This window comes from Rhodococcus sp. IEGM 1307, from assembly GCF_030056915.1.
Taxonomy (GTDB): Bacteria; Actinomycetota; Actinomycetes; order Mycobacteriales; family Mycobacteriaceae; genus Rhodococcus_F; species Rhodococcus_F opacus_D.
This window is the reverse complement of sequence record NZ_JASHKW010000011.1, coordinates 201,481-226,866: the sequence shown is the minus strand read 5'-3', so window position 1 is coordinate 226,866 and position 25,386 is coordinate 201,481. Positions and strand designations below refer to the sequence as shown.

Below are 25,386 nucleotides of genomic sequence, written 5' to 3'. Positions count from 1 at the left end.
CGGGTTCACCGGTGGCAGAACATTTTTCCGGAAACGTTCGTGACGAACGAAACACGACGGTGGAGCGTGCAGGAGGTATGAAAACCGACCCGACTCCCTGGCGGCTCGCTCACAACGCCGCGGTCAGCAGTACCTCATGGTCGTCGTCGGATCGCACGTCGATGCTCGCGATCGCGTCGACGGGCAGGCTGGTGGTGGCCGTGGGCCGCACCGTCGTGCCGGCCTCACCGGTCCAGGTGGCCAGTGTGGTGACGATTCCAGTGCGGTCGGTGACGGTCAGCGCGTAGCCCTCGGTGTCGGCGCCGTAGCGACCGTCGCCGGGCCACGTGTCCTCGTAGGAGCACTCGACGAAGACGACGGTGCCCCAGGATGTCGACGCGACGGATGCGCTCGCGGTGATCGTCGTCGGAACCACGGGGGTGAACACCGCCTCGGTGGTGTGGTCCGGGACGGGCATGGCCGTGACCGGGGCGGCCGGGGTCCGGTCCTGCGTCACCAGCACCCCCACCGGGACGGCGACGGCGATCACGGCGGCCGCCGCCGCGAGGGCCGTCGCCGCTCGCCGGTGCCGTCGGCGCCGCTGTACCGTCCCCACCAGTTGGGTCAGCACACGTGGTGGGGGGGTCTCCGCATCCGCGGGCGCGGCGTTCCCAGGCAGCGTGCCGAACGCCTCTTCCGGTGTGATCAGGGCCAGCAACCCGGGCATGCCCGCCAGTTCGGACAGGGCCTGCGAGCACTGTGCGCAGTGGGCGAGGTGCGCCTCGTATTCGCGCCGATCGCTCGGGGACATCGCACCGAGCACATATGCGGCGTCCCAGCGGACGTAGGGATCCTCGTGCGACTCGAAGTCGTCGAACGTCATCGGGTCACCCCCATTTCCTGCAGAGCCAATCGAAGGGCCCGCAATCCGTAGTGCATGCGGGATTTCACCGTTCCCTCCGGTATTCCGAGTTCGTCGGCCATCTGGTGGGTCGACATTCCCCGGTAGTAGCCGAGCACGAGAACCGCACGATGGTCGGGGCTGAGCCGGGCCAGCGCATCACCCATCATCCAGGCGTCGAGTGCGCCGTCCGAGCTGTCCGGGGCGGCGCGTTCGGGTGTCGAGCTCATCCCGATCTCACGCTGGGAGCGGGCGCTGCGGTGCTCGTCGAACACGAGGTTCCGGGCGACCGTGAACAACCACGCCCGGGCCGACGACTCCGACTGGTCGAGCACGTTCGGATGCTTCCAGGCTCGCAGCAGGACCTCCTGCACGATGTCGTCGGCGCGGGCGCGGTCGCCGGTCAGCCGCAGGGCATACCGCCACACCGCGGGGGCATGCTCCTCGTACAGGGCGTGCATCAGCTCGGTCTGGGCATCCGGCATCGGTCACCACCTCTCAGCAGTACACACGGTTCACCCGTGCCTCCGGTTCACCGCGCCACCGAAACGCAGGGAAACCCCAGGTGAAACGGGTCGCAGCGGCCGAAAACCCTTGGCCCGTACGCTAGGAGATGTTCAGCGCCACGGCGGCGTGGACGAGCGCCTGGAACGCCTCGGCGTCGATCGTGTCGCCCTCGTGGAAATCGATGGCACGCCGAGTGTTGCCTTCGAGGCTGGAGTTGAAGAGGCCTGACGGGTCGTTCAGCGAAGCGCCCTGGGCGAACGTCACCTTCACCGCATTCTTGTACGTCTCACCGGTGCAGATCATTCCGGCGTGCGACCATACCGGCACCCCTCGCCACTTCCACTCCTCGACGACGTCGGGGTCGGCCTGCGTGACGAGGGCACGGATCCGGGCGAGCGTCTCGCCCCGCCAATCACCCAGCTCCTCGATTCGCGCATCTATCAACTGCGAGGGAGTGTCACCTTCGCCTCCCTCTCCCGAGCCGCTCGTCCGCGTCTTCATGGTGGGCTGTCGCTCTCCTTCTGGCTGTCGTCCTGGCTGTCGTCGCTCGCCGTTCACTCGAGTATCCTCGCGGACCGCGTCGATCGCATCGAGATCGCGCCGGGATCGGCTGCCGACCGATTTACCTCTGGCGCGTCGCCGCCGTCCTGGACCAAACTGGAATGGAGGTGAGGAGCACCCCCATGAGCACAGCACGGATTCGACGCGGCATCGTGGCAGGCATCGACGGATCGGACGGCGCGCTGGAGGCGGCGGCGTGGGCTGCATCCGCCGCGAGGCGCTTCGAGGAGCCGCTGCGCCTCGTCCACGTGTTACCCAAGCATCCGAATTCCGCGGACGGTCACCCCGAAGGCGATGAGTTCCTCGACGCCGCCGAGCGCATCGTCCTGGACGGGCAGCAAGACCTGGAAGTCGAGCGCAGCACCCACCCCGGTCCGCCCGCCCACGCGCTGGTGGAACTGTCCAAGACGGCCCGGATGCTGGTTCTCGGGCCCGCGGCCACGAGTGAGATGAAATCGGTGGTCGCCGGTTCCGATGTCGTGCGGGTGTCGAACCGAGCCGAATGTCCGGTGGCCGTCTGGCGCGGCATCCAGGGCCACGAGGTCAGCGAAACCCGCCCCGTCGTGGTGGGTGTGGACGGCAGCGAACTGAGCGACATGGCGGTGGCCCACGCGTTCGAGTTCGCGGCATTCTTCGGCGCTCCCCTCGTCGCGGTGCACACATGGGCCGAGCACTCCACCCTCGGTGCGTGGTACTCGGAGGAACGTCGCTTCACCGACTGGTCCGATCTGGTCCAGCACGAGGAGGCGTGGCTCGCCGAGAGCCTCGCCGGGTGGCGCGAGAAGTACCCCGATGTCGAAGTCACGCGCTGCCTCGAGCGTGGTGGGCCGATGAAAGTGCTCCTCGAATACTCGTTCGGTGCGCAGTTGATCGCCGTCGGCAGCCACGGGCGAAATCCGTTCACCGCGTCGATCGTGGGCTCGACGAGCCAGAGTCTCATCCACCACGCCCGGTGTCCGGTACTCATCTGCCGAAAAGGCTGAATACCGTAAGCGTCCGTTTCACTCTTTCGATCAGCCTGATTCATATTCACCATTCGCGGGCCCATTCCCGGGGCACGGCGCGAACCGAATTTCTACGTCAGAACACTGCTCCGACCTGCTCAAATACACAACGCCACAGCGCTGATATCGCAGACTCACACGCAGCAGAAAATGCCAAGTGTTTCAATCACGCTAATTCGATTTCCTCCAGATTTCGGCACCGAATTTCGCGTTTATAGTTTCCGGCATGTCGGAGCCACGCTCATATCTCGTCTGCGCATCACAGCGCAGCGGCAGCACTCTGCTCGTCGAATCTCTTCGCGCCACGACCGTCGCCGGCAACCCCGAGGAGTTCTTCCAATACCTGCCGTCCACCAGTCGATCACCGCAGCCGCGGCAGTGGTTCGAGGGTGTCACCGACGAGGCGGTGCTCTCGCTGCTCGCCCCGCTCGAACCGGGGACCGCCGACACCCGCACCGCGGAGCAGTGGCGCGATCAACTGCTCAGCCTCGGTCGCACTCCCAACGGGGTGTGGGGCGGAAAGCTGATGTGGAACCAGGTGCCGCTCGTCCTCGACCGCGCCGCCGGACTTCCGGACCGCTCCGGTGACGACCTGCGGTCCGCCCTGGACGACATCCTGGGCCGCGACCTCGCCTTCATCCATGTCTACCGGCGTGACGTCGTCGCGCAGGCGGTGTCGATGTGGCGGGCGGTGCAGACTCAGGTGTGGCGCGACGACGCCACCCCACCCGCCCCGCACGACGGCGCCGAGTACCACGCGGGCGGCATCGCCCACCTCGTCCGGATTCTGCGCGATCAAGATGAGCAGTGGCGCAACTGGTTCGAGGTCGAGGGACTCGACCACATCGACATCGGTTTCGACGATCTCGTCGCGGCGCCGCAGGCGACGGTGGCGAAGGTGCTCGTCGAACTCGGCCTCGACACCGATCTCGCGCCCCCGCCGCCGCTGAAGCGGCAGAGCGACGGCCGCTCCAAGGAATGGGTTCTGCGGTATCGGTCCGACGCCGCCGCGAACGGACTTCCGCTGTGACCGCCATCGGCGCCGCGGCGCCGCTGGACAGCGCCGCACGGGTGGACGAACTCCGTGCGCTGGAGGCGGAGGCCGTGCACATCATCCGCGAGGTGGTCGCCGAACTCGAGCGGCCGGTTCTGCTGTTCTCGGCCGGCAAGGACTCGATCGTGTTGCTGCGGCTGGCGGAGAAGGCGTTCCGGCCGTCCCCGTTGCCGTTTCCCGTCCTGCACGTCGACACCGGGCACAACTTCCCCGAGGTGATCGAGTTCCGCGATCGCCGGCTCGCCGAGGACGGTCACCGGCTGATCGTCGCGTCGGTGCAGGAGTCGATCGACAGGGGTCGCGTCACCGAATCGGGCGGGCCCGGCACGTCCCGGAACCGGCTGCAGACCCGCACCCTGCTCGACGCCCTGGAGGCGCACCGTTTCGACGCCGCGTTCGGCGGCGCGCGCCGCGACGAGGAACGCGCCCGCGCGAAGGAGCGGGTGCTCAGCTTCCGCGACGAGTTCGGGCAGTGGGATCCGCGTTCGCAGCGGCCCGAGCCGTGGTCGCTGTACAACGGGCGGATTCGCCGAGGTGAGCAGGTCCGTGTGTTCCCGCTGAGCAATTGGACCGAACTCGACATCTGGCGCTACATCGAACTGGAGAACCTCGCGCTGCCGTCGATCTACTTCGCCCACGAGCGGCAGGTGTTCGAGCGCGACGGCATCCTGCTGGGGTTGTCCGAGTACACGCTGCCCACCGAAGACGAACTGGTGCAACGGCTCCGGGTGCGGTACCGCACGGTCGGGGACCTGACGATCACCGGCGCCGTGCGCTCGGACGCCGGCGACGTCGCCGGCGTGATCGAGGAGATCGCCGCGGCCACGGTCTCCGAACGCGGCGAGACCCGGGCCGACGACAGAACTTCCGTTGCCGCGATGGAAGACCGCAAGCGCGAGGGGTACTTCTGATGACCACCACCGGCCGGCCCCGTCAGCTGCTGCGGCTCGCCACCGCGGGCAGCGTCGACGACGGCAAGAGCACCCTGATCGGACGGCTCCTCCACGACACGGGCAGCCTGCCCACCGACCACCTCGAGGCGGTGACGAACGCCGACGGCGAGGCCGACCTCGCCGCCCTGTCCGACGGGCTGCGCGCCGAACGCGAACAGGGCATCACCATCGATGTCGCGTACCGGTTCTTCTCCACGCCGACCCGCAGTTTCGTGCTCGCGGACACGCCGGGGCACGAACGGTATACCCGCAACATGTTCACCGGTGCGTCGAACGCCCACGTCGCCGTGCTGCTCGTGGACGCCCGCACCGGGGTGCTCCGGCAGACCCGACGCCACGCCCGGATCGCCGACCTGCTCGGCGTGCCGCACCTGGTCGCGGTGGTCAACAAGATCGACCTCGTCGACTTCGACGAGACCCGTTTCAAGGAAGTCGAATCCGAACTGGGCCTGCTCGCGCAGCGGCTCGGCGGCCGCGACCTCACGGTGATCCCGGTGTCCGCCACCCGCGGCGACAACGTCGTCACACGGTCGGATTCGACACCCTGGTACGACGGGCCCACGATCCTCGAGTATCTCGAAGAGGTCGAACTCGCCGCACCGTCCGCGGTCCCGTCCGAGCTGCGACTGCCGATCCAGTGGGTGGCGCGTCCCACGGACGATCGGCGACGCCGCTACACCGGCCGGCTGTCCGCGGGCACCCTGTCCGTCGGCGACGAGGTGGTGGTCCTGCCTGCGGGTTCCCGCAGCACGGTCACCATCCTCGACACCCTCGATCCGAACCGGTCCGTCGCGGTCGCCCCGCTGTCGGTGTCGTTCGAACTCGCGGACGACCTCGACGTGGCCCGCGGCGATCTCGTCGTGAGCGCCGCCGCCGACGCGACCGCACCCGTCCCGGCCCGCGAGATCGACGCGACCGTGTGCTGGCTGAGCGAGACACCGCTGCGGGCAGGCGACCGGGTGGCGCTCAAGCACACCTCCCGCACCGTGCGCGCCACCGTTCAGGAATTGCACACCCGGCTCGATCCGGAAACCCTCGAAGAGCACGACTCCCCCAGCGAACTCGCCCTCAACGACATCGGCCGGATCACGCTCCGGACGAGCACGGTGGTGCTCCCCGACCCCTACGCCACCAATCGCGACGCCGGCGCGTTCATCCTCATCGACGAGCAGAGCAACGACACCGTCGGCGCCGGAACCGTCGGCGAAGCCCGGGAAGTCGTGCCCGGCGAACAGACCCGGCACGACATCAAGTGGCACCCGTCATCACTGGAACGGGATCGGCGCTGGTCCGCGACCGGGCAGCGGGGCGCCACCATCTGGCTCACCGGGCTGCCGGCGTCCGGGAAGTCGACGGTGGCGGTCGCACTCGAGCGGACCCTCGTCGACGCCGGACGAACCGCGTACCTGCTGGACGGCGACAACGTACGGCACGGCATCTCGGACGACCTCGGGTTCTCGCCCGGCGACCGGGCCGAGAACATCCGCCGCGTCGGTCACCTCACCCGGTTGTTCGCGGACGCCGGGGTGGTCGCCATCGCGTCGATGGTGTCGCCGCTGCGCTCGGACCGTGCGATCGCACGGGCGCTCAACGAGGCCGCGGGACTGCCGTTTCTCGAGATCCACGTGAGCACGCCGGTCGACGAGTGCGAACGGCGTGACCCCAAGGGGCTCTACGCCCGGGCGCGCGCAGGCGAACTCCGCGGCCTCACCGGGATCGACGCCCCGTACGAGGCCCCCGAGAACCCGGATCTCGCATTCGACACCACCGGCGCCGATCTCGACGATCTCGTCGCGCGGATTCTCGCCGAACTCGCCCGGCACGAGATGCCACTGGTCTAGCCGGCGGCGAGCCGCTGGAGTGCCTCGTGGAGTGCGATCCGGTCGTCGAACACACGTCGGCGCGGCCCGTATGCCTGAACCCGGTCGTGCCCACGGCCTGCGACCACCACGACGTCGCCCGGCGAGGCGAGGGTGACGGCGGCGACGATCGCCTCGGCGCGGTCGGGGACGACGAGCACTTCGGCGTCGCCACCACTGCGTGCACCTCGCGCCACGTCCTCACGCAGGCGCTGCGCGTCGTCGGAGTACGGACTCTCGTCGGTGACGATGACCGTGTCGGCGAAACGGGCCGCGGTCGCGCCGAGCGGCACCCGCTTGCCGAGGTCGCGCTCACCGGTCGCCCCGACGACGGCGATGACCCGGCCTCGCGTCAGCGAGCGGAGGTACGGAAACAGACGTCGCTGACCGGCCGTGTTGTGCATGTAGTCGACGAACGCGAGGAATGCCTGGCCCGCGTCCACCGCCTCCAGGCGTCCGGGCACGGTGTCGAGGTTCTCGATCCCGGCGACCGCGGAGTCGAGGTCCACCCCGCGAACCGCGAGGGCGGCGATCGCCGCGAGTGCGTTGTCCACCTGGTGCACTCCGAGCAGCCGGAGCCGCACCGGTTTCGGCGCCCCGGCGCCGTGGAGGGTGAACGACGTACCGCCCTCGTCCGCGTGCACGGCGGACGCGGAGAAGTCGGCCGCGGTCGTCCTCGACGAGAACGTCACGCGGGGCACGGTGACGGTGGCGGCGAGGCGGCGTCCGAACTCGTCGTCGACGCCGACGGCTGCCGCGGCGCAGCGCCCCGGTTCGAACAATCGCGCCTTCGCCGCGAAGTACGCGTCCATGTCGGGGTGGAAGTCCAGATGGTCGCGGGCGAGGTTGGTGAACACCCCCACCCGGAACGACGTTCCGTCGATTCGGTGCAGGGCGAGGCCGTGGCTCGACACCTCCATCGCGACGGCCCCGATCCGGTGCTCGGCGAACGCGGCGAGGGTCTGCTGGAGCTCGCATGCCTCGGGCGTGGTCCGGGTCGCGGTGCGTGACCCGTTCGGTCCCCGGACGGCGATCCCCGTCATCATGCCGGTGCCGACACCTGCCGCACGCAGTCCCGCGTCCAGCAGGTACGCGGTGCTGGTCTTCCCGTTCGTCCCCGTCACACCGTAGACGTCGAGTGCCTCGGACGGATTGCCGTACACCCACGCTGCCAACGGACCGAGAGCACGACGCGGATCGTCCACCACGATCGTCGGCAGGATGTCCGACCCGCGGTCGCTGAGCATCGCGACAGCACCGCGCGCCGCGGCCTCGACCGCGAACTCGATCCCGTGCCGGTGCCGCCCCGGCAGCGCCGCGTACACGTCGCCGGCCCGGACGAGACGAGAGTCCTGGCTGATACCCGTCACCGCTGCCTCGCCGGACCCGGAGAGTGTTGCCGAGCAGCCGAGGCGGCGCACCATCTCGCGCAGCAGCTTCGGCGGAGTGCACCGCGGGCAGTCGACGCTCACACTTCCAGTGCACCACTGCCGCGCAGGTCGCGAGCACGGAACCGCATCATCCGCCCCTACGTGGCTACACCGCTCCGCGGCTCGTCGAGAATTCCGCGGTCCGAACTGTAGGCCGAACGCACGTCCGGCACCCGCTCGAGAGTGGCGAGGTATTCCTCCATGGCCTTCCGGGCGTACGCCGTTCCCTCTTCCTCGCTCGGGATCGAGTCGCCCGTGGCCCGTCGCCACGTCGCGAGTTCCAGCGCCAATTCGGCCTGCGTCCCGGCGAAGTCCTCGGTGTCGGCCAGGTTGTCGCGTTCGCCGGGGTCGGCGACCAGGTCGTAGAGTTCCCGGCTCGGACGCGGCCGGAGATGCTCGGTGCCCAGCGCCGCACCGGACAGGCTGTTCTCGATGTCGAGGGGAAGATCGAGCTTGGGCCGAGGCGCGTAATTCTCGATGTAGCTGAACTGCTTGGTGCGCACCGCGCGAATGGGATCGAAGCTGTCGTGGAACGTCTTCTCCGTGAACAGGACGTCGCGTGCCGTCGACTCCGACCGGCCCAGCAACTGCCCGGCGTGGGAGACACCCTCCACGGCCGCGGGGATCGGGACGCCGAGCAGTTCGAGAAGGGTGGGTACGAGATCCACCCCGCTGAACAGGTCGTCGTAGACGCGAGGCGACGCCCGCAGCCTCCGCGGTGGGCGGATGAGCGTCGCAATTCCGGTGCCCGGCGCATACAGTGTCGACTTCGCACCGGGGAACGCCTCGCCGTGGTCGGTGAGGAACACGACCCACGTGCTCTCGTCGAGCCCCTCGGCGTCCAGCGTCTGCAGCAACCTGCCGACGGCCGCGTCGGCCACCTCGATCGACCCGTGGAATCCGGCCAGATCCTCACGGACCTCCGGCCGGTCGGGCAGGTACGACGGAACGTCGAAACCCTCGGGATCGGCGGGGACATACCTGTCGACCGGGTACGGGCGGTGCGTCTCGAAGAAGCCGGCGGTCAGCAGGAACGGTTGCGGAGGGAACCGCGACAGCCACCTCGACGCCCGATCGGTGACGTATTCGCAGTACGAATTCGTCACGTCGTACTCGTGGAAGCCGAGCCGCTTGGGATACGCGGTCTCGTGCTGCATCCCGAACAGGGACGTGTACCAGCCCGCCTCCGCCAGCAGGGACGGCAGCGTGCGGACGTCGTCGTGGTACTGCCAGCCGTGGTGTGCGAGGCCGATCAGCCCGTTGCTGTGCGGGTACCGGCCCGAGAACAGGGCGCCACGCGACGGCGAGCACAGCGGCGCCGCCGCATGCGAGTCCGTCAGCAGCACACCCTCCGCGGCGAGCCGGTCGAGGTTCGGACTACGTACCCCGGACGCGCCGTAACACCCGAGGTGACGGCCCAGATCGTGCCAGTGCACGATGAGAACGTTGTCACGGACGGGATTCACCGGGGTCGCCACAGTCGCCTCCTACATCGGCGGGGAGTTACAGGGAGACCGGAACTTCGGCCTCCGGGAGTTCGGGAGCCCGCGTGGCCCGCGCGTACACGGTCTCGCCTTCCTGCAGGCCGAGTGCCGCGCTGTCGCCGCGAGTCACCTGCGCCGAGAAGGGTTCGCCGGTCGCCTCGTTACGCAGATCCACCCGCACCTCGAATCCCAGGTGCACCACTCGCTCCACGGTGGCCCGGGTGACGCCGAGCGATTCGGCCGTGCCTGCCTCCTGGGCGAGGGCGAGGTCGGGATCGCGGCCGAGGCGGATGTCGTGCGGCCGGACCAGCTGACCGTTGAGCTTGGCCACCGACCCGAGGAACGACATCACGAAATCGTTGTGGGGGCGGTCGTAGAGGTCCTCCGGTTCACCGATCTGCTCGATCCGGCCCTTGTTGAGGACCGCGATCCGGTCGGCGACGTCGAGCGCCTCCTCCTGGTCGTGGGTGACCAGCACGGTGGTCACGTGCACCTCGTCGTGCAACCGGCGCAGCCAGGTGCGCAGGTCCGTGCGGACCTTCGCGTCGAGCGCGCCGAACGGCTCGTCGAGGAGAAGCACCTTCGGGTCCACGGCCAGGGCCCGCGCGAGCGCCATCCGCTGACGCTGACCGCCGGACAGTTGCGCCGGATAACGGTGCTGGAAGCCGTCGAGGCCGACGATCTCGAGAAGCTCGTTGACCTTCTTGTCGATCTCCGGCTTGGGCCGCTTGCGGATCTTCAGGCCGAACGCGACGTTGTCGCGCACCGTCATGTGCTTGAACGCCGCGTAGTGCTGGAACACGAAGCCGATGTCCCGCTTCTGCGGGGAGATGTCGGTGACATCGTTCCCGCCGATCACGACGGTGCCGGAGTCGAGGGACTCCAGCCCGGCGATGGATCGGAGCAGCGTCGACTTGCCCGAACCACTGGGCCCGAGGAGCGCGGTCAGCGAACCCGAGGGGATGTCGATCGTGACGTCGTCGAGAGCAGCAAAGGACCCGTAGTTCTTCCGGGCGCCGGTCACGGTAATCATGTGGTGCTCCTCTTGCGGTCGAGCAGGGTCATCAGAAGCAGGGTGATCAGCGCAATCCCCATCAGCAGGGTGGCTGCGGAGTAGGCACCGAACGTGTTGTGGTCGTCGATGTAGCGCGAGTGCACGAGCAGGGTCAGGGTCTGCGACACACCGGGGAAGCCCGAGGACACCATGATCACCGCACCGAACTCGCCCAGCGAGCGGGCGACGGTCAGGACCACACCGTAGGTGAGGCCCCAGCGGATGGCGGGCAGTGTGATCAGCCAGAACGTCTGCCAGCGGCTCGCACCGAGCGTCGCGGCGGCCTGTTCCTGCTCCTCGCCGATCTCGTGCAGGACGGGCTCCACCTCCCGCACGACGAACGGCAACGTCACGAAGAGGGTGGCGATGACCATGCCGGGAAGCCCGAAGATCACCTTGAACCCCAGCGATTCGAGCCCGCCGAACCAGCCGTTGGCACCCCACAGCAGGATCAGTGACACACCGACGACGATGGGTGAGACGGCGAACGGCAGGTCGACCACCGCCTGCACCAGGCCGCGGCCGGGGAAGCGGCCCCGGACCAGCGCGAGGGCGGTGACGATCCCGAAGACCACGTTGACCGGGACGACGATGGCCACGATCAGCAGGGACAGGTTGAGTGCGGAGATCGCGGCGGGGGTGCTGATCGACTCGATGAAGGCGCCGATCCCGTTCTCGAACGTGCGGAACAGGATGATGACGATCGGCACCACCAGCAGGCCGAACAGATAGAGCAGCGCGACTGCGCGCAGGGTGATCCGGGTGGACCCCGAGAGCTTCATTCCGCCTGCTCCTCACGACGCTGCCCCCGGCTGGCGAAGACCCGGAGGGCGAACAACGTCACGAACGCGATGGCCAGGAGAGCCACCGACACGGCCGCCGCGGCGGCCGGCCGATCGATTTCGATCTGCTGTTGAATGTACTGGGAAGCGACCTGGGTCTCTCGGGGAATGTTTCCGCCGATCAGGACGACGGACCCGTACTCGCCGATCGCGCGGGCGAATGCGAGCCCCGCGCCGCTGATGATGGCCGGAGTCAGGGTGGGCAGCACGACGCTCCGGAAGATCGTCCAGTTGTCCGCGCCGAGTGAGGCCGCGGCTTCCTCGACTTCCCTGTCCACCTCGATCAGCACCGGCTGCACCGAGCGGACCACGAACGGCAATGTCACGAATGCCAGTGCCACGATCAGACCGGGCTGCGTCGCGTTGAGGTGGACGCCGATCGGGCTCTCCGGGCCGTACAGCGACAGCAGCACGATGCTGGCCACGATGGTCGGCAGCGCGAACGGCAGGTCGATCAGCGCGTTGACGGCCCGCTTGCCGGGAAATTCGTCGCGCACCAGCACCCATGCGATGAGCGTGCCCATGATCACGTTGATCACGGCCACCACCACCGACACCACGACGGTGACGCGCAGGGACGCCACCGCCACGGGCGAGGTGATCGCGTCCACGAAGCCGCCGATTCCGTCGCCGAACGAGGCCACGGTGAGCGCGGCGAGTGGCAGGACCACGATGATGCTCAGCCAGAGCGTCGCGATTCCGATGCCGAGCGGTCCCACCGCACCGGTGACCCGGGCGACCTTCTTGCGCGTAGGCGGAACGGGCGGAGACGGCACCGTGGTGCCGCGTCCGCCCGTCGCCGTCGTCGTGTCGCTCACGTCGGTCTTACTTGGTTGCGTTGTCGTAGATCACTGCGATGGACCCGGTGTCCTTGGCGAACACCTCGGAGTCGACCTTGGACCAGCCGCCGAGATCGGCGATGGTCCACAGCTTGGCCGGTTCGGGGAACTTGTCGGCGAACTCGGTTGCCACCGCGGGATCGACCGGGCGGAATCCGGCCTCTCCCCACAGCTTCTGGCCCTCGGTGGTGTAGAGGAAGTCCTTGAACGCGTTGGCCTTCTCCAGGTTCTTGCTGTTCGACAGCACCGCGACCGGGTTCTCGATCTTGAACGTGGTCGGCGGGGTCACGTGCTCGACGGGGTCACCGTTGCCCTCGATGAACAGCGCCTCGTTCTCGTAGCTGAGCAGCACGTCACCGGTGCCCTGCAGGAACGCCTCCGACGCCTCGCGGCCCGACTTCGGCTGAATCTTCACGTGGTCGTTCACCAGCGACGTGATGTAGGCCAGACCGGCGTCCGGGTCCTGGCCGCCGTTGCTCTTCGCCGCGTACGGTGCCAGCAGGTTCCACTTCGCGGATCCGGAGCTGAACGGGTTGGGGGTCACGACCTCGACGTCGGGCCGCAACAGGTCGTCCCAGTCGCGGATGTTCTTCGGGTTGCCCTCACGCACGACGATGGTGACGACCGAACCGAACGGAATCCCGTTGTAGGCGTCCTGATTCCAGCTCTTGTCCACCAGGCCGGCGTCGACGAGCCGCGTGATGTCGGGTTCGACGGAGAAGTTGACGAAGTCGGCCTCGGCGCCGTCCTTGACCTTGCGGGACTGGTCACCGGAGGCACCGTAGGACGGCTGGAAGGCCACACCCTTGCCCTCGTCGGTGGCGTTGAACGCGGGGATCAGCTTGTCGAAGCCCGGCTTCGGCACGGCGTACGCGTACAGGTTGATGGTGCCCGCACTGCCGTCGGCACCGGCCGAGTCGCCACCGACGGTGTCGCTGGCGCCGCCGCTGCACGCGGTCAGCGCCACAGCTCCGAGCGTCACGAGGGCCGTGAGAAGACTACGAGAACGGCGTTTCATGGGAGAAACCTTCCTGGGGATCTGTCACAGAGGGGTGGTGCGAAAAACGTGGGAGGGGGTGCGAGAGGAGGAACGCAGGGATCGCCCGAGCGGAATCAGGAATGCGAACGAAAATCAGCAGCGCGAGACCGGTCGAGCGTGCACGGTGTCACTCGCGCGCAGTGCTGTGTGCGAGGAAAAATCAACAACAGTCGATGTCGGCGACTGCGAGCATGCCGACAGCGATCAACGCCAATTCATGGCGGACCTGGTGTACAGCAGCTTCAGACACGCCGTGGACTGTAGCAGAGGCTGAACCAACCGCCCACATCGAACGGGATTTACCGGGTGACCAGCCATGCGACGACGACGAGGACGAGCAGCGCGAGCAGCGCGAGTGTGACGCGTGAGCGCGGCATCAGGGTTCCTCCACCTTCGACACGTCCCGCCTGAGCAGGACGAAGACTGCGGCCAGGCCACGATCGAGCAGCCACGCCAGTCCCCGGCACACCGGCACCATCACCAGCAGCACGAGGGCGACCTGCGGAACGAACGGGAGCCCGGCGATCCACAGCTCGAAGCCGTCCCACCAACTCGCCATCCGGTCCACCGTGCCACCCTATCGTTCGCCGGCACGTGGTCGGCGCACAGGTGGACGCCGCGACGACGACGGCCGATGATGAGCAGATGGTGTCTCTCGATGCGCACTCGGACGACCAGCCCCGCTCTGCCGCGCATCGTCACCGTCGCGCGTTTCCGCCGATCGACGATTACGCATTCCTGTCGGACTGCGAGACCACGTGCCTGATCGCCCGGAACGGGGCGGTCGAGTGGATGTGCATCCCCCGGCCCGACTCCCCCAGCGTCTTCGGCGCCGTCCTCGACCGCAGCGCCGGCCACTTCCGGATCGCGCCGTACGGGCAGAACGTGCCCGCCGCCCGCCGCTACCTGCCGGGCGGACTGATCGTCGAAACGACGTGGCAGACCGAAACGGGGTGGCTCATCGTCCGCGACGCACTCGTGCTCGGCCCGTGGCACAACGTGGAGCAGCGGTCCCGCTCCCATCGCCGCACCCCCACGGACTGGGATGCCGAACATGTCCTGCTGCGGACCGTCAAATGCGTGAACGGCACCGTGGATCTCGAGATGAGCTGCGAGCCCGCGTTCGACTACCACCGCGGCGACGCGGTGTGGGAGTACACGGGCAAGGTCTACGAGGAAGCCACCGCCACCTGCAAGTCGAGTGGTGCGGGCGACCACCCCACACTCCGGCTGACCAGCAACATGAAGCTCGGGCTGGAAGGGCGCGAGGCCCGGGCCCGGACCCGGATGGTCGAGGACGACAACGTGTTCGTCGCACTGTCCTGGTCGCACATGCCTGCGCCGCAGACCTATGACGAGGCTGCCGAGAAGATGTGGCAGACGGCGAAGTTCTGGCGGGAATGGATCACGACCGGCCGCTTCCCCGACCACAAGTGGCGTGGCTACCTGCAGCGCAGCGCCCTGGCGCTGAAGGGGTTGGCGTACGCCCCCACCGGCGCGCTGCTCGCCGCGTCGACCACATCGCTTCCGGAAACCCCCGGGGGCGAACGAAATTGGGACTACCGCTACGCATGGGTGCGCGATTCGACATTCGCACTGTGGGGGCTGTACAGCCTCGGACTCGACCGGGAGGCCGACGACTTCTTCGCGTTCCTCTACGACGTGTCCAGTGCCGACGACGGCAAGTACCGGCCGCTGCAGGTGATGTACGGCGTCGGCGGCGAGCGGAAACTCGTCGAGGAGGAACTGCCGCACCTGTCCGGCTATGACGGCGCGCGTCCGGTGCGGATCGGAAACGGTGCGTACGACCAGGACCAGCACGACATCTGGGGAACGATCCTCGATTCCGTGTACCTGCACGTGCGATCGCGTGAGCGGGTGCCGGAGACGCTGTGGCCGATGCTCAAACGTCAGGTCGAGGAGGCGATCGAGCACTGGCAGCTCCCCGACCGCGGCATCTGGGAGGTGCGCGGCGAGCCGCAGCACTTCACGTCGTCGAAGATCATGTGCTGGGTGGCGCTCGACCGGGGCGCGAAACTCGCCGAGCAGCAGGGCGAGACGAGTTATGCGGACCGGTGGGCCGACCTCGCCGACGAGATCAAGGCCGACATTCTCGAGCACGGCGTCGACGCACGCGGAGTCCTCACCCAGCGTTACGGCAGCGACGAACTCGACGCCTCACTCCTCCTCGCTCCGCTCCTGCGGTTCCTGCCCTCGGACGACCCGCGCATCCGCGCCACCGTGCTCGCCATCGCGGACGAGCTGACCGAGGGCGGGCTGGTGCTGCGCTACCGGGTGGAGACCACGGACGACGGGCTCACGGGCAAGGAGGGCACGTTCACGATCTGTTCGTTCTGGCTCGTGTCGGCGCTCGTGGAGATCGGCGAACTCGACCGCGCGAAGCGCCTGTGCGAGCGGCTCCTCGGGTTCGCCAGCCCCCTCGAGTTGTACGCGGAGGAGATCGATCCCGAGTCGGGTCGGCACCTGGGTAACTTCCCGCAGGCGTTCACCCATCTGGCGTTGATCAACGCGGTCGTCCACGTCATCCGCGCCGAGAAGGCCGCGGCGAGCGGCTTCCACCCTGCCCACTACACGGGGTGATCCGGCCGAGACCTGCGACTCCGGACTACTCCGCGAAACGGTGCAGCAACCGCTCCGCGTCGGCCGCGATCTGCCGTACCACGACACCCGCCGGCCGCTCAGACGTGACGAGACCAGCCGCCTCCCCGGCGTACACGACACCGAGGTCGGGATCCGCGGGGTCGTAGGCGGCGGCGAGTTCGGTGTCCGGGGCGTTCTCGCCGTGCCAGCGGGACGTGAACGCGTTGCTCAGGGCCCGGCCACCCCACCGGGCCGGCCACGGCTGGCTGCGCGCCTGGTCGAACACCGACGTGTACACGGTGTCCGCGCTGCCCGCCGCGATCAGCCTGCCGCGGGCGTACTCCGGCCCGATGGTCTCGGGGCTGGCCAGCAGCGCGGTCCCGATCATCGCGCCCTCCGCGCCGGCAGCGAGAACGGCGGCGAGACCACGGCCGGTCGCGATGCCGCCCGCGGCGAGCACGGGCAGCGCGGTGGAGTCCAGGATCTCCTGCAGCAGCGGCAGCGTCCCGATCCGGCCGGTGTGGCCGCCCGCCTCGCCGCCCTGGGCGATGACGAAGTCGACGCCCGCCGCCTCCACGACCCGCAGATCGTCGATCGTGTTCACCTGCGACACCACGAGCGCCCCGGCAGCGTGCACCCGCTCCACATAGGGCGCGGGATCGCCGAACGACAGCGACACGATCCGCGGGTTCTCCGCCAGCGCGGCGTCGAGCAGGGCGTCGTCGTCGAGCGCCCAGGTCATCAACCCGATGCCGAAGGCGTCGCCGCCGATGCTCCGCGCGACCGCCGCCTCCTTCGCCACCCACTCCGGGGTGGCGTAGCGCGCCGCGCCGAGCAGGCCGAGCCCACCCGCCTTCGACACCTCGCCGACGAGGGCCCCGCCGGCCCGTCCGCCCATCGGGGCGCCGAGGATCGGCACCTCGATTCCCAGTGTCCGGGTGAGCCAGGTTTCGAGGGCCACGTGCCGCACCTACTTTCGATCAGACGTCGACGGAGGAGAACAACCGAGCGGTCGGTGCTACTTCTTCGGCTTGTCCCCGACCGATTCGGACGACAACGCGGCCACGAAGGCCTCCTGCGGAACCTCGACCCGGCCGATGGTCTTCATCCGCTTCTTGCCTTCCTTCTGCTTCTCGAGCAGCTTGCGCTTACGGCTGATGTCGCCGCCGTAGCACTTGGCGAGCACGTCCTTGCGGATCGCGCGGATGTTCTCACGCGAGATGATCTTCGAGCCGATCGCCGCCTGGATCGGCACCTCGAACTGCTGGCGGGGAATCAGCTCACGCAGCTTCGACGTCATCCGTCCGCCGTACGCGCCGGCCGCGGATCGGTGCACGATCGAGGAGAACGCGTCGACGGCCTCGCCTTGCAGCAGGATGTCCACTTTCACCAGATCGGCCTGCTGCTCGCCGGCCTCCTCGTAGTCGAGGCTGGCGTACCCCTTTGTCCGCGACTTCAGGGCGTCGAAGAAGTCGAACATGATCTCGCCCATGGGCATCTCGTAGCGAAGCTCGACCCGGGTCTCGGACAGGTAGTCCATGCCGCCGAGTTCGCCGCGCCGGTTCTGGCAGAGCTCCATGATCGCGCCGATGAACTCGCTCGGCGCGATGACGGTGCACTTCACCATCGGCTCGTATACCTCGCGGATCTTGCCCTCCGGCCAGTACGACGGGTTGGTGACGACGTGCTCGGAGCCGTCCTCCATCACCACCCGGTACACCACGTTCGGCGACGTCGAGATCAGTTCGAGCCCGAATTCGCGCTCGAGGCGGTCGCGGGTGATCTCCATGTGCAGCAGTCCGAGGAATCCGCAGCGGAATCCGAATCCGAGCGCCACCGACGTCTCCGGCTCGTAGGCCAGGGCGGCGTCGTTGAGACGCAACTTGTCCAGGGCGTCGCGCAGCACCGGGTAGTCCGAACCGTCGAGCGGGTAGAGGCCGGAGTAGACCATCGGCTTGGGGTCGCGGTAGCCCACGAGGGGTTCGGTCGCACCGCCGCGCGCCGCGGTGACCGTGTCGCCGACTCGCGACTGCCGGACGTCCTTCACACCGGTGATGAGGTACCCCACCTCGCCGACGCCGAGGCCGATACTGGCCTTCGGTTCGGGCGAGATGATGCCGACCTCGATCAGGTCGTGGGTAGTGCCCGTGGACATCATGGTGATCTTCTCGCGCGGCGAGATCCGGCCGTCCACGACGCGCACGTAGGTGACGACTCCGCGGTAGGCGTCGTACACCGAGTCGAAGATCATGGCGCGCGCCGGACTGTCGGGGTCGCCGACGGGGGCGGGGATCTGCCGCACGACCTCGTCGAGCAGTTCCTTCACCCCGATGCCGGTCTTGCCGGACACGCGCAGCACGTCACCCGGCTCGCACCCGGTGATGTGTGCGATCTCCTCGGCGTACCGGTCCGGGTCGGCGGCGGGCAGGTCGATCTTGTTGAGCACCGGGATGATGGTGAGGTCCTTCTCCATCGCCAGGTACAGGTTGGCGAGCGTCTGGGCCTCGATGCCCTGCGCGGCATCCACCAGCAGGACCGCACCCTCGCAGGCCTCGAGTGCGCGGGAGACCTCGTACGTGAAGTCGACGTGCCCGGGGGTGTCGATGAGGTGGATGACGAACTCCTCGTCGCCCACCTTCCACGGCAGCCGGACGTTCTGCGCCTTGATCGTGATGCCGCGCTCGCGCTCGATGTCCATACGGTCGAGGTACTGGGCGCGCATCTGCCGCTCCTCGACCACACCGGTGAGCTGAAGCATGCGGTCGGCCAGGGTTGACTTGCCGTGATCGATGTGCGCGATGATGCAGAAATTCCGGATCCGGGCAGGATCCGTGAACGTCTTGTCGGCGAAGCTGCTGATGGGGGACCCCTTACCTGGACCGGCACCGGCCCGGTTCCGGGCCACTGTCACCTGTCAGGATATCCAAGCCACCGCGTTGCGGCTGCCGCGGCATACACGGACTAGGCTCGGCGGCCATGGCGAGCACGTGGAGCAGCATCGGGAAGACGTTGGGCCGACTTGCACGGGACAAGGGCCCGCAGCTGATCCAGGCGCTGCAGAAGTCCGGCGCGCTGGACCGCGCGGCCGGTGTCCTGACCGGGTCGACGGCCGCCGCGCCGAAGCCGGCCCCGGGTCGTCCGGTCACCGCGAATTCCGCCCCGACGGCCCATCGGGCACGGAAGGTGGAGTATTCCCCCGACCTGGACGGTCGCGCGGATCCGGGCGAAATCGTCTGGACGTGGGTGGCATACGAGGAGGATCCGAGCCAGGGCAAGGACCGGCCCGTGCTCGTCGTCGGACGTGACGGCGACACCCTGCTCGGGTTGATGCTGTCCTCGCAGAGCAAGCACGACGGCGACCGGGACTGGATCGCGGTCGGCTCGGGGGCGTGGGATGCGGAGGGTCGTCCGAGCTGGATCCGCCTGGACCGGGTGCTGGACGTGCCGGAGGCGGGGATCCGCCGCGAGGGCGCCGTGATGGCACAGGACACGTTCGAGATCGTGGCGCGTCGACTGCGGGCGGACTTCAGCTGGCAGTGACGCCGTCACCGGCGCAGATCGTCGGCGATCATCTCGGCGATCGCAGTCATCGCGAGCGCGTTGGGATGCGCCGGTTCCGCGGGTGACTGCGGCAGGATGCCCTCGAACCACCGCTGCCCCGCCGGCGCGCAGGCGTCGTGCCCACCATCCACGGCGGCCTTCGCGATGTCGACGTAGTGCACGCCGTATCTAGCCGCGGCATCGACGTAGATCTGGTTGAAGCGGGCGAAGTATCGCTCGAGCCAAACCGCGTCCGCGTCGGACACGGGCATGTTCGGCCAGCAGCCACGCCGTCCGATGGAACCGCCGTGCCCGATCAGGAAGACCTCGGCGTTCGGTGCCTTCGCGACGATCGCGGCCACCACGGCGTCGACCTGGGGTGCCATCGTCGCGATCCCCTCGACCGCCAGTTGCTCCGCCCGTGGGTTGTCGCGGCAACCGGCATCCGCGCCGGGAACGACAGCGGCGCAGCGCACCGACACGGGCAGGTGATGGGAACCGCCCCCGCCGATGCTGAGCGTCACGACGTCGGTGTCCGGGCGGAGCGCCTCGATCTGCGGTGGAGCGAATCCCGTCCCCACGAACTGCGGGGTGCTGATCACGTGGGCGGGTTTCGCGGCGGAGCAGGTGACGTCGGTGACGGTGGTCGCGCCGATCAGCCGCGCCAGCTTCGCCGGGTAGTTCAGGTCCGGTGATCGCAGGCACAGGTCGCGGTGCTCGGTGAAGTCGATGAGCGGCCCGGCTGCCCGGGAGTCGCCGAGGGCCACGTAGGTCGGTCCCGGCCGCGGTGCGTCCTCGGCGGTCGCGGTCGCAGGGACCGCCCCGGTGAGCGCGAGAACGACGCACGCGAGAAGTGCGGCTCGCAGGTCGCGCCGGTCCGGGACGGGTCGGCCGGTTGTCAGCTCTGCAGTCGGTCGTACCGGCCGAACAGTGACCGGTAGACGAGCGCTCCCACCGCGCCACCGATCAACGGGAACACGATGAACAGCCACACCTGGGCGAGCGCGCCGTTCTGGTAGGGCGCGACGGCGAGGCTGCGGGCGGGGTTGACGGACGTGTTGTCGATCGGGATCGACACGAGGTGGATCACGGCGAGCGTGAACCCGATGGAGACACCGGCGAGGGGGACGTCGGAGATCTGGTCGGTGGAGGCGAGGACCACGAACACGAGCAGCGCGGTGAGCAGGACTTCGACGATCATCGCCGCACCGATGCCGTAACCGTTCTCGATGACCCCGCCGAGCGGTCCCTTGATGGCGGACGGGCTGTGGGCGCCCCAGCCGTTGGCGCCGAGACCGTCGTCGGCCCGGTTGTACGAGGGCAGGCTCTGCGCGATCGCGTACACCACCACACCGGCGACGAGACCGCCGATGACCTGGGCGACGACGTACAACCCCGCCTTCACGACGGACAACCGGCCGAGAGCGAGGTGTCCGACCGTGACGGCCGGGTTGACGTGGCAGCCCGAAATGGGGCCGATGGCGTAGACGAGGAAGAGGAGCGTCAGTCCGAATGCCAGTGCCACACCGAGGTTCCCGACCTTGGCTCCGGCGAAGACCGCCGTACCCACCGCCGCGAAGACCAGTACGAACGTTCCAACCGCCTCAGCTACGTATTTCTTGAGATCCGAGATCGGTTCGACTTCTACGTATTCCTGTGCGGTTGGAGACATTGAACCCACCTTCGTCGAAATGGATCGTTAGTCCTGCTTTCCACAGATAGATCTGGCTGGCACTTTACGCCAGGCGTGTGATCTCCACGACGACTTCGAGATCTGTCGCGCGGCCCCCGGAGAAGATGCCCTTGAGCGGCGGAACGTCCGCGTAGTCCCGTCCGATACCCACCGACACGTGCTGTTCGTTCACCGCGACGGCGTTGGTGGGGTCGTATCCCCACCACGCACCGGTCCACGCCTCGACCCACGCGTGACTCTCCCCCGCCACCGTGTCGTCCACCGCCGCATCGGGTTTCGGGTGCAGATAGCCGGACACGTAGCGACTCGGAATTCCCATGCTGCGCAGAAGAACCAGCGTCAGGTGCGCGTAGTCTTGGCACACACCCTGCCGTTCGGCCCAGGCGTCGACCGCGGACGTGTGGACGCCCGTCGTGCCCGGAACGTAATCCATCTCCCGATGCACCCAGTCCGCCGCCGCGACAACGGCTTCGTCGGGGGTGCGGCCCTTGCGGAGGTCCCGGGCGATGGTGTCGAGCTTTCGGCTGCGCGGCACGAACGTGGTGTTGCTCAGCTGTTCGTTGAACCGGTCGGTGAGCGGAGGGCTGGCCAGCTCGTCCCAGTCCACCTTCTCCTCCGGCTCCCAGAACGGTTCGGTCTCGACCACGGACAGCCCGGTTACCTCGAGTTCCCTGTGCGGCGCATGGAGATCGAATGCGGTGACGGCAGTGCCCCAGTAGTCGGTGTAGCGGTACGACCGCGTCGCCGGCGTCGTCTCCACCCGGTTCAGGATCACCGTCTGCCTGCTGTCACCGCGCGGGGTGAGTCGCGCCTCGTTGTACGAGGACGTGACCGGTGCGTCGTAGGCATACCCGGTGGTGTGCACGACTCTCATACGCCAGCTCACAGCTCTCCCTCCACGACGGCGTCGCCGCCGACGGCCCGTGCATCGGTCCACGCCACCCACGGCGCGGCGTGAAAATACTGCAGTGCGATGGCTTCTCCGAGCTCGCGGCAGGTTTCCTGCAACCCCGCGAGCCGATCCTGGAGATCCTCGAGGAGCACGCCGGGCGGCAGGAACTCGAGTTCGCTCCGGGCCCGGCCGAGGAGGCGCTGCGCCTCGGCTCTCGGTCCGACGCGGCTGTCGGGCTGGTGGTCGAGCTCGGCGAGACACAACTCCGCCTGCCGGATGGCGTGGAACACCGACCGCGGAAACAGCCGGTCCAGCAGGATGAACTCGACCACCCGGTTGGCGTCCAGCGCGCCGCGGTACGTGCGCAGGTAGGTGTCGTGAGCTCCCGCGGAACGCAGCACCGTCACCCACGCCGGCGAGGACGGGCGGTCGCCCGCACGGGACAACAGCATCCGCGCGAGCATGTCGACGCGCTCGATGGAGCGGCCGAGCAGCAGGAAGCGGTATCCGTCGTCGCGGCTCATCGTCGAGTCGGCCAGACCCGCGAACATCGCCGCGCGTTCCTCCACGTACCGGAAGAACTCGTGCGGCCCGAGACGCTTGGACGCCCGTTCCCGTTCGGCGAGGCCGTTGTACGTGGTGTTGAGGCACTCCCACATCTCGCTGGACGTGACCTCCCGGGCTCCCCGCGCGTTCTCGCGGGCGCTGGCGAGGGAGTCGATGATCGAGCCCACCTGGTTGCGGCTGAACGCCACCAGTTCGGTCACCGACCGGACGTCGAGCTGGGTGTCGGGAGCTTCGATGCCGAGCACCCGCAGCAGCAACCGGGACGTGCGGTCGGGGTCCACCGAGGCGTCGTCGAGCAGCTGATGCACGGCGACGTCGAGGATGCGGGCCATGTCGTCGGCCCGCTCGACGTACCGGCCGATCCAGTACAGCGATTCCGCGTTTCTCGCCAGCATCAGCGATCACCTCCCTGGCCCTGTTGCTGCTGCTGTTGCTGTTGTTGCTGCAGTTGAGTCGTACTGAGTTCGGGTCCCTGCTCGGCCTCGGCGGACTGCGCCGGCTCGGTCACGAGCTCCTCACCGGCGAGTTCCCGCTCCTCGTCGGAACTCCGGCTCGCGAGCACCCACGTGTCCTTGCTTCCGCCTCCCTGGCTGGAGTTCACGACGAGGGACCCCTCGGGCAGGGCCACACGGGTCAGCCCGCCCGGCAGCACCCACACGTCGTCACCGTCGTTGACCGCGAAGGGCCGCAGATCGACGTGCCGCGGCACCAATTCGTCTCCGACCTTGGTCGGCACCGTGGACAGCTGGACGACGGGCTGCGCGATCCACCCGCGCGGGTCGGCCTTGATCTTCCGGGCGATCGTGTTCAGTTCCTTGGGTGACGCGTCGGGGCCGAAGACGATGCCGTAGCCGCCGGACCCCTCCACCGGTTTGATCACCAGTTCGTCGACCCGGTCCAGGACCTCCTCGCACTCCTCGTCGAGCCAGCACCGGAACGTGTCGACGTTCGCAAGCAACGGCTTCTCGCCGAGGTAGTAGTCGATGATCTGCGGGACGTACGTGTAGACGAGTTTGTCGTCGCCGACCCCGTTCCCGACGGCACTCGAGATGACGACGTTGCCCGCCCGGGCCGCGTTCAGGACGCCGGCCACCCCGAGCACGGAGTCCGGCCGGAAGTGCATCGGGTCGAGGTAGTCGTCGTCGATGCGGCGGTAGATGACGTCGACCTGGCGTTCGCCCTCGGTCGTGCGCATGTAGACCATGTTGTCGCGGCAGAACAGGTCACGCCCCTCGACCAGTTCGACACCCATCTGGCGCGCGAGCAGCGAATGCTCGAAGTACGCGGAGTTCGCGACACCGGGTGTCAGCACCACGACGGTCGGGTCGGCCTCGTTGAGGGCGGCGGACGCGCGCAGCGCCCGCAACAGATGGGAGGCGTAGTCGCCGACGGACCGCACGCGGTGCGACATGAACAGGTCGGGGAACACCCGCGCCATCGTGCGGCGGTTCTCCATGACGTAGGACACCCCCGACGGCGAACGCAGGTTGTCCTCGAGTACGCGGAACACCCCGTTCTCGTCGCGGACGAGGTCGATGCCGGCGACGTGGATCCGCACCCCGTTCGGCGGGACGATCCCCGATGCCTCCCGGTGGAAGTGCTCGCACGAGGTGACCAACCGCTTCGGCAGCACGTGGTCACGCAGGATGCGCTGTTCCCCGTACACGTCGTCGAGGAACATCTCGAGCGCCTGCACGCGCTGCTTGATGCCCTTCTCGAGACGCGTCCACTCGGCAGCGGCGATGACCCGGGGGACCAGATCGAGCGGGAAGGGCCGTTCCTGACCGGACAGCGAGAACGTCACGCCCTGGTCGATGAACGCCCTGCCCAGGGCGTCGGATCGGGCGGCGAGGTCGGCTCGGTCCGCGGGCTCGAGCGCCTTGAAGACGCCCTTGTACGGCGGGCGGACGGTGCCGTCGCGGTCGAACATCTCGTCGAACGCCAGCCCGTAGCGCCCGACGTCGGTGTACCCGTCGAACACGTGGGCGGGCTTGCGCGGCCGAGCGGTCACCCGTGTCCGCGGCTGGGTTCCCGATGCCTTCGCACCCGCCTGCGTGCTTCCCCCCGATTTCCGGACGGGGGCTTTCGAGGTTGCCGACGATTTCGTTACTGTTGACGACTTCGATGCTGGGGGCGTCATCCCAGACATGCTGCTACATGCACACCCGTTCAGCAGCACAGCCGCAGGATTTCCCGGCGCGTCCGGCGCCGGTTTGAGATCGGACAGCGATCACTGGTAATCTCGCCTGTCGGTGCATATGTGTGCGCCCAGAGCTTTCTCGACCGTAACCAGCTTAAGACGACAGGATTTTACGCGTGGCCAACATCAAGTCCCAGGTGAAGCGGATCCGTACCAACGAGGCGGCCCGACTCCGTAACCAGTCGGTGAAGTCCTCGCTGCGCACGGCGATCCGCTCGTTCCGCGAGGCTGCGGCGGCCGGTGACAAGGACAAGGCCAACGAGCTCCTCGTCGCCACCAGCCGCAAGCTCGACAAGGCAGCCAGCAAGGGCGTCATTCACGCCAACCAGGCTGCCAACAAGAAGTCTGCTCTCGCGCAGGCGATCAACAAGATCTGACGGTTCTTCC

General features: G+C 68.2%; 25 protein-coding genes. 7 read left to right on the top strand and 18 right to left on the bottom strand.

Annotated features, from left to right (window positions below; genetic code table 11):
• Nucleotides 1–109: 109 nt before the first annotated feature.
• The 3 genes from QM841_RS22645 to QM841_RS22635 form a co-directional block, all read right to left on the bottom strand.
• Entirely contained in the window at nucleotides 110–862 is a 753-nt protein-coding gene (locus QM841_RS22645) for an anti-sigma factor family protein (RefSeq protein WP_283333641.1), read from the bottom strand.
• Entirely contained in the window at nucleotides 859–1,365 is a 507-nt protein-coding gene (locus QM841_RS22640; protein WP_280782429.1) for a sigma-70 family RNA polymerase sigma factor, read from the bottom strand. The genes QM841_RS22645 and QM841_RS22640 overlap by 4 nt, the downstream gene beginning before the upstream one ends.
• Nucleotides 1,366–1,486: 121 nt before the next feature.
• Nucleotides 1,487–1,888 (bottom strand): DUF1801 domain-containing protein, encoded by a 402-nt coding sequence (locus QM841_RS22635; RefSeq protein WP_280782428.1) that lies wholly within the window; start codon nucleotides 1,886–1,888, stop codon nucleotides 1,487–1,489.
• A 182-nt stretch (nucleotides 1,889–2,070) separates the two neighbouring features.
• On the opposite strand from QM841_RS22635, the gene QM841_RS22630 reads away from it, so the two are divergent.
• The 4 genes from QM841_RS22630 (at nucleotide 2,071) to cysC (ending at nucleotide 6,800) form a co-directional block, all read left to right on the top strand.
• Complete coding sequence (locus tag QM841_RS22630; protein WP_283333640.1) at nucleotides 2,071–2,931, top strand: universal stress protein; 861 nt, start codon at nucleotides 2,071–2,073, stop codon at nucleotides 2,929–2,931.
• Nucleotides 2,932–3,178: 247 nt separating this feature from the next.
• Nucleotides 3,179–3,982 carry a trehalose 2-sulfotransferase gene (gene stf0, locus QM841_RS22625; protein ID WP_283333639.1) on the top strand — a complete coding sequence of 268 codons (804 nt, stop codon included), beginning with the start codon at nucleotides 3,179–3,181 and terminating at the stop codon, nucleotides 3,980–3,982.
• The gene (gene cysD / locus QM841_RS22620) at nucleotides 3,979–4,917 is read left to right on the top strand and encodes a sulfate adenylyltransferase subunit CysD (protein WP_280782425.1); all 939 of its coding nucleotides are present in this window, start codon (nucleotides 3,979–3,981) and stop codon (nucleotides 4,915–4,917) included. The genes stf0 and cysD overlap by 4 nt, the downstream gene beginning before the upstream one ends.
• Entirely contained in the window at nucleotides 4,917–6,800 is a 1,884-nt protein-coding gene (gene cysC / locus QM841_RS22615; RefSeq protein WP_283333638.1) for an adenylyl-sulfate kinase, read from the top strand. The genes cysD and cysC overlap by 1 nt, the downstream gene beginning before the upstream one ends.
• Here cysC and QM841_RS22610 read toward each other — a convergent pair.
• From QM841_RS22610 to QM841_RS22580, 8 genes are all read right to left on the bottom strand, one after another.
• Nucleotides 6,797–8,290 carry a UDP-N-acetylmuramoyl-L-alanyl-D-glutamate--2,6-diaminopimelate ligase gene (locus QM841_RS22610; protein ID WP_283333636.1) on the bottom strand — a complete coding sequence of 498 codons (1,494 nt, stop codon included), beginning with the start codon at nucleotides 8,288–8,290 and terminating at the stop codon, nucleotides 6,797–6,799. The two genes, cysC and QM841_RS22610, sit on opposite strands and share 4 nt — an antisense overlap.
• A 56-nt stretch (nucleotides 8,291–8,346) precedes the next feature.
• A complete protein-coding gene (locus QM841_RS22605) occupies nucleotides 8,347–9,726 on the bottom strand; it encodes a sulfatase family protein (protein ID WP_283333635.1) in 1,380 nt (459 codons plus the stop codon).
• Nucleotides 9,727–9,751: 25 nt separating this feature from the next.
• On the bottom strand, nucleotides 9,752–10,765 hold the full coding sequence (locus QM841_RS22600; protein ID WP_009473975.1) for a sulfate/molybdate ABC transporter ATP-binding protein: 1,014 nt from the start codon (nucleotides 10,763–10,765) through the stop codon (nucleotides 9,752–9,754).
• Nucleotides 10,762–11,568, bottom strand: coding sequence for a sulfate ABC transporter permease subunit CysW (cysW, locus tag QM841_RS22595; RefSeq protein ID WP_009473976.1), 807 nt, complete (start codon nucleotides 11,566–11,568; stop codon nucleotides 10,762–10,764). The genes QM841_RS22600 and cysW overlap by 4 nt, the downstream gene beginning before the upstream one ends.
• Complete coding sequence (gene cysT, locus QM841_RS22590; protein ID WP_280782465.1) at nucleotides 11,565–12,404, bottom strand: sulfate ABC transporter permease subunit CysT; 840 nt, start codon at nucleotides 12,402–12,404, stop codon at nucleotides 11,565–11,567. The genes cysW and cysT overlap by 4 nt, the downstream gene beginning before the upstream one ends.
• Before the next feature lie 49 nt (nucleotides 12,405–12,453).
• A complete protein-coding gene (locus QM841_RS22585) occupies nucleotides 12,454–13,485 on the bottom strand; it encodes a sulfate ABC transporter substrate-binding protein (RefSeq protein ID WP_283333634.1) in 1,032 nt (343 codons plus the stop codon).
• Between the two features lie 181 nt (nucleotides 13,486–13,666).
• Nucleotides 13,667–13,795: an Ms4533A family Cys-rich leader peptide gene (locus QM841_RS43440; protein WP_368681004.1), complete on the bottom strand. Its 129-nt coding sequence runs from the start codon at nucleotides 13,793–13,795 to the stop codon at nucleotides 13,667–13,669.
• A gap of 87 nt (nucleotides 13,796–13,882) precedes the next feature.
• The gene (locus tag QM841_RS22580; protein ID WP_005247996.1) at nucleotides 13,883–14,065 is read right to left on the bottom strand and encodes a hypothetical protein; all 183 of its coding nucleotides are present in this window, start codon (nucleotides 14,063–14,065) and stop codon (nucleotides 13,883–13,885) included.
• An 86-nt stretch (nucleotides 14,066–14,151) separates the two neighbouring features.
• Between QM841_RS22580 and QM841_RS22575 the strand changes: the two genes are divergently transcribed.
• Entirely contained in the window at nucleotides 14,152–16,107 is a 1,956-nt protein-coding gene (locus QM841_RS22575; RefSeq protein ID WP_283333633.1) for a glycoside hydrolase family 15 protein, read from the top strand.
• A 25-nt stretch (nucleotides 16,108–16,132) separates the two neighbouring features.
• Here QM841_RS22575 and QM841_RS22570 read toward each other — a convergent pair whose 3' ends face one another.
• Nucleotides 16,133–17,068 (bottom strand): NAD(P)H-dependent flavin oxidoreductase, encoded by a 936-nt coding sequence (locus QM841_RS22570; protein ID WP_283333632.1) that lies wholly within the window; start codon nucleotides 17,066–17,068, stop codon nucleotides 16,133–16,135.
• A gap of 57 nt (nucleotides 17,069–17,125) precedes the next feature.
• Entirely contained in the window at nucleotides 17,126–19,018 is a 1,893-nt protein-coding gene (lepA, locus tag QM841_RS22565) for a translation elongation factor 4 (protein WP_283333631.1), read from the bottom strand.
• A gap of 65 nt (nucleotides 19,019–19,083) precedes the next feature.
• Here lepA and QM841_RS22560 point away from each other — a divergent pair, with 65 nt between their 5' ends.
• Nucleotides 19,084–19,647 carry a type II toxin-antitoxin system PemK/MazF family toxin gene (locus tag QM841_RS22560; RefSeq protein WP_283333630.1) on the top strand — a complete coding sequence of 188 codons (564 nt, stop codon included), beginning with the start codon at nucleotides 19,084–19,086 and terminating at the stop codon, nucleotides 19,645–19,647.
• A 5-nt stretch (nucleotides 19,648–19,652) separates the two neighbouring features.
• Here the strand turns inward: QM841_RS22560 and QM841_RS22555 are convergent, their stop codons facing one another.
• From QM841_RS22555 to QM841_RS22535, 5 genes are all read right to left on the bottom strand, one after another.
• On the bottom strand, nucleotides 19,653–20,414 hold the full coding sequence (locus QM841_RS22555) for an SGNH/GDSL hydrolase family protein (RefSeq protein WP_283333629.1): 762 nt from the start codon (nucleotides 20,412–20,414) through the stop codon (nucleotides 19,653–19,655).
• Between the two features lie 131 nt (nucleotides 20,415–20,545).
• On the bottom strand, nucleotides 20,546–21,319 hold the full coding sequence (locus tag QM841_RS22550) for an aquaporin (protein ID WP_011594352.1): 774 nt from the start codon (nucleotides 21,317–21,319) through the stop codon (nucleotides 20,546–20,548).
• Between the two features lie 64 nt (nucleotides 21,320–21,383).
• Nucleotides 21,384–22,214, bottom strand: a complete 831-nt coding sequence (locus tag QM841_RS22545) for a transglutaminase family protein (RefSeq protein WP_280782415.1) — start codon at nucleotides 22,212–22,214, stop codon at nucleotides 21,384–21,386.
• A gap of 8 nt (nucleotides 22,215–22,222) precedes the next feature.
• Nucleotides 22,223–23,194, bottom strand: a complete 972-nt coding sequence (locus QM841_RS22540; RefSeq protein WP_283333628.1) for an alpha-E domain-containing protein — start codon at nucleotides 23,192–23,194, stop codon at nucleotides 22,223–22,225.
• Nucleotides 23,194–24,810: a circularly permuted type 2 ATP-grasp protein gene (locus QM841_RS22535; RefSeq protein WP_283333627.1), complete on the bottom strand. Its 1,617-nt coding sequence runs from the start codon at nucleotides 24,808–24,810 to the stop codon at nucleotides 23,194–23,196. The genes QM841_RS22540 and QM841_RS22535 overlap by 1 nt, the downstream gene beginning before the upstream one ends.
• A 305-nt stretch (nucleotides 24,811–25,115) precedes the next feature.
• Here QM841_RS22535 and rpsT point away from each other — a divergent pair, with 305 nt between their 5' ends.
• A complete protein-coding gene (gene rpsT / locus QM841_RS22530) occupies nucleotides 25,116–25,376 on the top strand; it encodes a 30S ribosomal protein S20 (protein WP_005248015.1) in 261 nt (86 codons plus the stop codon).
• The last annotated feature ends 10 nt before the right edge of the window (nucleotides 25,377–25,386 follow it).